At 60.0% G+C, this 6,257-nt stretch carries 4 protein-coding genes and 1 pseudogene; 1 reads left to right on the top strand and 4 read right to left on the bottom strand.

Going from position 1 to position 6,257, the window contains the following annotated elements; all coding sequences use genetic code 11:
• A pseudogene (locus tag CKW11_RS28685) lies at positions 1–1,055 on the top strand (hypothetical protein); the annotation flags it as partial.
• Positions 1,056–1,248: 193 nt separating this feature from the next.
• On the opposite strand, the gene CKW11_RS23505 reads toward CKW11_RS28685, so the two are convergent.
• From CKW11_RS23505 to macA, 4 genes are all read right to left on the bottom strand, one after another.
• Positions 1,249–1,608 (bottom strand): DUF6124 family protein, encoded by a 360-nt coding sequence (locus tag CKW11_RS23505; protein WP_095139599.1) that lies wholly within the window; start codon positions 1,606–1,608, stop codon positions 1,249–1,251.
• Positions 1,609–1,748: 140 nt separating this feature from the next.
• Entirely contained in the window at positions 1,749–2,120 is a 372-nt protein-coding gene (locus CKW11_RS23510) for a DUF6124 family protein (protein WP_095139600.1), read from the bottom strand.
• 961 nt (positions 2,121–3,081) lie between these two features.
• Complete coding sequence (locus CKW11_RS23515) at positions 3,082–5,040, bottom strand: MacB family efflux pump subunit (RefSeq protein WP_095139601.1); 1,959 nt, start codon at positions 5,038–5,040, stop codon at positions 3,082–3,084.
• Between the two features lie 2 nt (positions 5,041–5,042).
• Complete coding sequence (gene macA / locus CKW11_RS23520; protein WP_095139602.1) at positions 5,043–6,191, bottom strand: macrolide transporter subunit MacA; 1,149 nt, start codon at positions 6,189–6,191, stop codon at positions 5,043–5,045.
• Positions 6,192–6,257 lie beyond the last annotated feature (66 nt).

Raw genomic sequence — 6,257 nt, forward strand, 5'->3', positions numbered from 1 at the left:
CACCGTCCCGGGTATTTGACCTGACGGTGCAAGCAATGCCGCAGAGCGCGCTGGCCAGCCCCACCATCGAGCAGGCCGACAACGACGGCGCCGGCCCGGAACTGCATACCGGCAACCTGACCCAAGCTTCCGTACGCATGGGTGACTGGCCGCTGATCGCCCTCAACCAATACGTCTGGTTGCGCCTGCACGGGACCAATGCCGACGGTAGCGCCTACACACGCGAGATCTGGAGTGCGCCGACGGCCGGCACCAACCCCGACTGGATCGCTGACCAGTTCTTCACTGCTCCGCTTCCAGCCGATGAGCTCAACGCTCTGCAGGATGACAGCAGCCTGGAATTGGTGTTTAAAGCGGCGCTTGGTCAGAGCACGGTGGAGAGTGAGGCGCTGGAGTTTCCAGTGCGCACTTATACGATCAAAGCGATTGAGGATGTGCGGCCAGAAATTACCCGAGTGGAAGACTCCAAAGGGAATGAGATTCTCCCGGGCGGCACGACTGGCGACACCTCGATTACGCTTGAGGGCACCGGTGCTAAAGGTCAGAAAGTCCAGGTCAAGGATGGTGATACCGACAAGGGAGAGGCGATGGTTGATCCTGCGACGGGCCTGTGGAAGTTGACTGTAACGGGCCTGAGCGTGGGTGATCACAGCTTCACCGCCACCGCCAAGTACGGCAATGAGCAGGTATCGCTCCCAAGGACCCTACAGGTGAAAATACCGATCGACAGGGTCTTCAGATTACATCGGGTGGTCAACACGAACACGGGAACCGAGATAGTCAATAGATCCACCGTACGCCCGTTCACGGGCAAGCTAACTCTGACGGTAACAGTCAGTGAACCGTCACCCATGCCTCAAACCTTGCAATGTTCGGTCAACCGAAGTCTCGAACCCACCACACCTCGAATTCCCCTCCTCATCCCTGCCGGGGCAACCCAAGGGACAGTGGATCTACAAATATTGAGTTTCGTGCATAACGCAATCGCCTATGTGCATGTAACGGAGACCAGCTCGTTTTACGGTGATTGGTGGTTCATTAGCATGAACCCATAAGTTACCCAATGAGCCGCACTGAACTAGTCAAGTAATTCTGGGCACCGGGGGGTATAAGGGGACTGATTTATTTAATGGCAATCGCGAGCAGGCTCACGTCTGCAAGGGATCTTTGCCGGGCACATAACCTGTGACAAACGCAGATCCACTGTGGGAGCGGGCTTGCTCGCGAAGAGGCCAGAACTGTCAGCGCCTATTCCTTTAGCACAACATTATCCAGCGCCTGATTCACCGCCAACTCCCCCAGCATCACCACCTGCGCAATGCCCAGCGCGGTATTGCGGCTCGGCCCTTCCAGCGTGCCGGCGAAATCGCCGAGCATGACCGTGGCCGAGGCCAGGGATTCGCAGGCGTTGGCCAGCAGGGATTCGGTGTCGGTTTGTGGGTTGACCAGGAACATGCTGCTGGGGGTGTAGGGTGTGGCCATGATGTGCGCGGGTGCGAGGTAATGGTCGAGGGCGCGTTCGGCGGCTTCGTGGAGTTTTCTGGAGTTGAGGGATTCGTAGGGTGATAGCGGGTCTGTGGCCGGCGGATTGGGTGGGATTTCGGACATCAGTTGGAACTCCGGTCGAGGCACTTTGGAAGAATGATGACCTGTAGGAGCTGCCGCAGGCTGCGATCTTTTGATGTTGCTTTTAAAGATCAAGATCAAAAGATCGCAGCCTTCGGCAGCTCCTACAGGGGACCGGGCAGTTAGTTGGGCACGCGGCGGCCGTCCAGTACCCGGTTGACCATCAGTTCACTGAGCATGATCACCTGATGCAGCATCAGCATGGCCCGGCGCTGTGAGTGGTCGACGGTGTCGCCGATGTCGCGGGCCATGTCACTGGCGGCGGCTAATGATTCGCAGGCTTCGACGAGCAATGTTTCTTCGTCCACGGTGGGGTCGATGAGGAAGATTCTGTTCGCCTTGCATGACGAGGTTGAAGGAATCGAGATCTTCAGTGCGCCGGGATTGAGGTAGAAATTGATGGCGCGGTCGGTTGCCGCTTTTATCTTCTGCGGATCGAGGGCTGGGTCGTACGGGATCGAGGTGTCCGGGGGGTTGGGTGTGGCTTTGAACATGGATGAAGCTCCTGCTTAGCAAAAGTAAGGAGCCATCACTCTCGCTACCAAACGAGGGTGGCGGCCATACGCGGGTTGGTAGACCGGTCTAAGCAGGAAAACCCGGCGCTCCCAAAGGAGCCCCACGCATGGCCACCATGAAATCGAGTCCCTGAAAAGGGGCTGAACACGGTGTCGCCATCACACTTAGAAACGGGCTACCAAACCCGATCACTGATTTTCAGTGACAGGGAAACGATATAGCCCGCCCCATAGTCGTGTAAGCCGGCGGATTCTGGCGTACGCGTAGGTAACGGCGCAAGGCGTTGTAGCCGTTATGGCGTAACGGTTCGTGTACTTTAAACGTGATTGCGGGGTTATGTTTATGTGCGGGGTTTGCTCTGTTGTTTTGATTTTGTCTGGTAGGCCGCTTTCGCGAGCAAGCCCGCTCCCACAGTTGGAATGAGTGCGTTCAGTTGGGGATTGGTCGGCTGGTAGGCCGCCATCGCTGGCAGCCAGCTCCCACCATTTGACCGGGTGCGTTCAGTTGGGGATTGGTCGGCTGTGAGGCCGCTTTCGCGAGCAAGCTCGCTCCCACAGTTGGAATGCGTGCATTCAGGTGGGAGGTTGGTCGGCTGGTAGGCCGCCATCGCTGGCAGCCAGCTCCCACCATTTGACCGAGTGCATTCAGTTGGGGATTGGTCGACTGTGAGGCCGCTTTCGCGAGCAAGCTCGCTCCCACAGTTGGAATGAGTGCATTCAGGTGGGAGTTGGTCAGCGGGTAGGCCGCCATCGCTGGCAAGCCAGCTCCCACCATTTGATCGAGTGCATTCAGTCAGGGATTGGTCGGCTGTGAGGCCGCTTTCGCGAGCAGGCTCGCTCCCATAGTTGGAATGAGGACGAAAAACAGGGACGGGTTCATGACCCGTCCCTTTCGATTTGTGCACTTCAGTGCACGAGCCCGGTCAATCAGCTTCGGCAATCAGTCCCGTGCCAACGCTTCGATCGGGTCCAGGCGCGAAGCATTGCGCGCGGGGACGAAGCCGAAGACGATGCCGATCAGCGTCGAGCAGATCACTGCCGTCAACACCGAGGCCATGGAGAACACCATTTCCCATTCCTTGATGAACAGCGAAAACAGGTGGCCGATGGCATACGACAACGAGATTCCGATCGCCCCGCCGAGCAGGCAGACCATCACCGCCTCCACCAGAAACTGCTGACGGATGTCCGACTGGCGCGCGCCGACCGCCATGCGAATGCCGATCTCGCGCGTACGCTCGGTGACCGACACCAGCATGATGTTCATCACCCCGATGCCGCCGACCACCAGCGAAATCACCGCGATCAGCGACAGCAGCAGCGCCAGCGAACGACTGGTTTTCTGCACCGTCTGCAGCACGCTGTCGAGGTTGTTGGTGTAGAAATCCTTGATGCCATGGCGTTGCAGCATCAACTGGTTGACGTGCTCTTCCACCACTTTGCTCGACTGCCCGTCCTTCATCCGCACGCTGATGCTGTCGAGGAAGCGTTGGCCCAGGATACGGCCGGCGGCGGTTTCGTAGGGCACCCAGACGTTGAGGGTCTTGCCGGAGGCAAACAGGTTTTTGTTCTCCGCTGCCACGCCAATCACCGTGCACGGCAGGTTGCCGATCAGGATCACCTGGCCCAGCGGATCAACGCCCTCGGCGAACAGCCGATGCCGGGTGTTGTAGTCAATCACCACCACCTGCGCCTGACGCCGGGCGTCGTTTTCGCTGAAGGTGATGCCCGCCTCCAGTTTGATCCCGCGCACCTGAAAATACTGGTCGCTGACACCGTTGATCTGCGCGTCGAGGTCGATGTTGCGATAGCGCAAGAGCATGCTGCGACCGACCACCGGGGTGGCGCTGTCGACGTAGTACAGCTGATTCAACGCGGTGACGTCGGCCGGCACCAGTGTCTCGATCGAGGCCGCGCGTTTGTCGCCGAAACTGGTGCCGGAATAGATATCGATGGTGTTGCTGCCGATCGCCGAAATGTCTTTGAGCACGTAGCGTTTGGCGCCCTCGCCGATCGCCGAAATCGACACCACCGAGGTGATGCCGATGACGATCCCGAGCATGGTCAGCAAAGTGCGCATGCGGTGCGAAATCAGCGCCACCCAGGCCATGTTGAAGGCTTCCTTGAACAGCCCGAGGCTGGCGACCAGGCGGCGGGTCGCCGCAGGCTTGGGCGGCACTTCCTCTTCGCCGGCCAGTTGCCCGCTATCGCGCTCGTTGAGGCGGTCGCTGAGGATTTCACCGTCGCTGACTTCGATGATGCGTTCGGCGTTGGCCGCGACTTTCGGGTCGTGGGTCACCAGAATCACCGTGTGCCCGGCCGCGTGCAGCTCCAGCAGGATGCGCATCACTTCCTTGCCGCTGGCGGTGTCGAGAGCGCCGGTGGGTTCGTCGGCGAGGATCACCTCGCCGCCGTTCATCAAGGCCCGGGCGATACTCACCCGTTGTTGCTGACCACCAGAGAGCTGGCTCGGGCGATGCGTCAGGTGCCCATCAAGGCCCAGCCGTGCCAGCAATTCTCGGGCGCGGGCGTGGCGTTGCGGCGCGGGGATGCCGGCGTAGATCGCAGGCATCTCGACGTTGTGCATCGCGCTCAGGTGCGGCAGCAAGTGATAGCGCTGGAAGATGAAACCGAAATAATCGCGGCGCAGCTCGGCCAGCGCCTGATCGTCGAGGTCGCGGGTCTCCTGGCCATTGATCTTGTAACTGCCGGCGGTCGCATAGTCGAGGCAACCGAGGATGTTCATCAGGGTTGATTTGCCAGACCCGGACGCGCCGATGATCGCCACCATTTCTCCGGCATTGATCGTCAGGTTGATGTCCTTCAGCGCGAGAAACTCGCGGTCGCCGGCGGTGAAACTGCGGGTGATGCCGGTCAATTGCAGCAACGGTTGCGTCATGCTCAAGCCCCCGCCACGGCGGGCAGCGGATCACCGATCACCACCCGTTCGCCTTCGCTGAGGCCCTGCTTGATCTGCACTTTGACGTTGTTGTTGATCCCGGTCTGCACGTTGCGCGACTGCGCCTGGCCCTTGGCGTCCAGCACCCGCACCGGAAAGCTGCCATCGGTGTTGCGTGGGCCGAGCGCGGCCACCGGCACCGTCAACACCGATTGCGCGGTGTCGAGGACGATGCGCACCTGCGCGGTCATCGAAATGCGCAAACGATGGTCGGGATTGGGCACCTCGAACAACGCGTTGTAAAACACTGCAGTGTTCTGTTTCGGCGTACCGGCCGGCGGCGTTTCGAGGAAGTTCTGCGGCGCCGGTTCGGTGCCGCGCAGCTTGCCGTAATAGCGTTTGTCCTCGCCGAGGATGGTGAAATACACCTCCTGCCCCGGCGCGATATGAATCACGTCGGCCTCCGACACCTGGGCCTTGATGGTCATGGTGTCCAGATCCGCCAGTTTCAGCAGCACCGGCGCCAACTGGTTGGCGATCACGGTCTGGCCTTCCTGGGTGACGATGCCGACCACATCGCCATCGATCGGCGCGACGATCCGCGTATACGCGAGGTTGACCTTGGCGGTGTCGATCTGGATATGCGCACTCTTGATCTGCGCGTCCAGCGACAGCAGATTGGCTTGCTGCACCTCGTAGTTCGATTGCGCGGTTTCGAAGTCCTGACGCGAGATCGACGCGTCTTCCTGCAGGTTCTGATAGCGCTCGTAGATCGCTTTGGCCTGTTTCAGCTGGGCTTGCGTCGCGCGCTTTTGCGCCTGCAGGTTTTCCTCATCGACCTGCGCCTGACGCAGGGTGTTCTGCAGCACCAGCGGATCGATCTCGGCCAGCCACTGGCCCTTCTTTACCTTGTCGCCCACCTTGACCTTGAGCGACTTCAACTGCCCCGACACCTGAGCGCCGACATCCACCTGCTTGACGCCTTCCAGCAAACCGGTGGCGAGCACGGTGTTTTCGATATCCGAGCGTTCGACCGGCGCGGTCTGGTATTTCGGCGCTTCGGCCGGAGCCTGCACCGTGTACAGCACCAACCCGGCCACCGCCGCCAACGCCAACCCCATACCGACTTTGCGCAACTTCGACTTTTCCATAAATAACCACAAGTCCGTTCAGGGATGAACCCGGCCAGCGGCCGGGTCTTGATAGAACAACCACAC

This window comes from Pseudomonas sp. Irchel s3a10, from assembly GCF_900187525.1.
Taxonomy (GTDB): Bacteria; Pseudomonadota; Gammaproteobacteria; order Pseudomonadales; family Pseudomonadaceae; genus Aquipseudomonas; species Aquipseudomonas koreensis_G.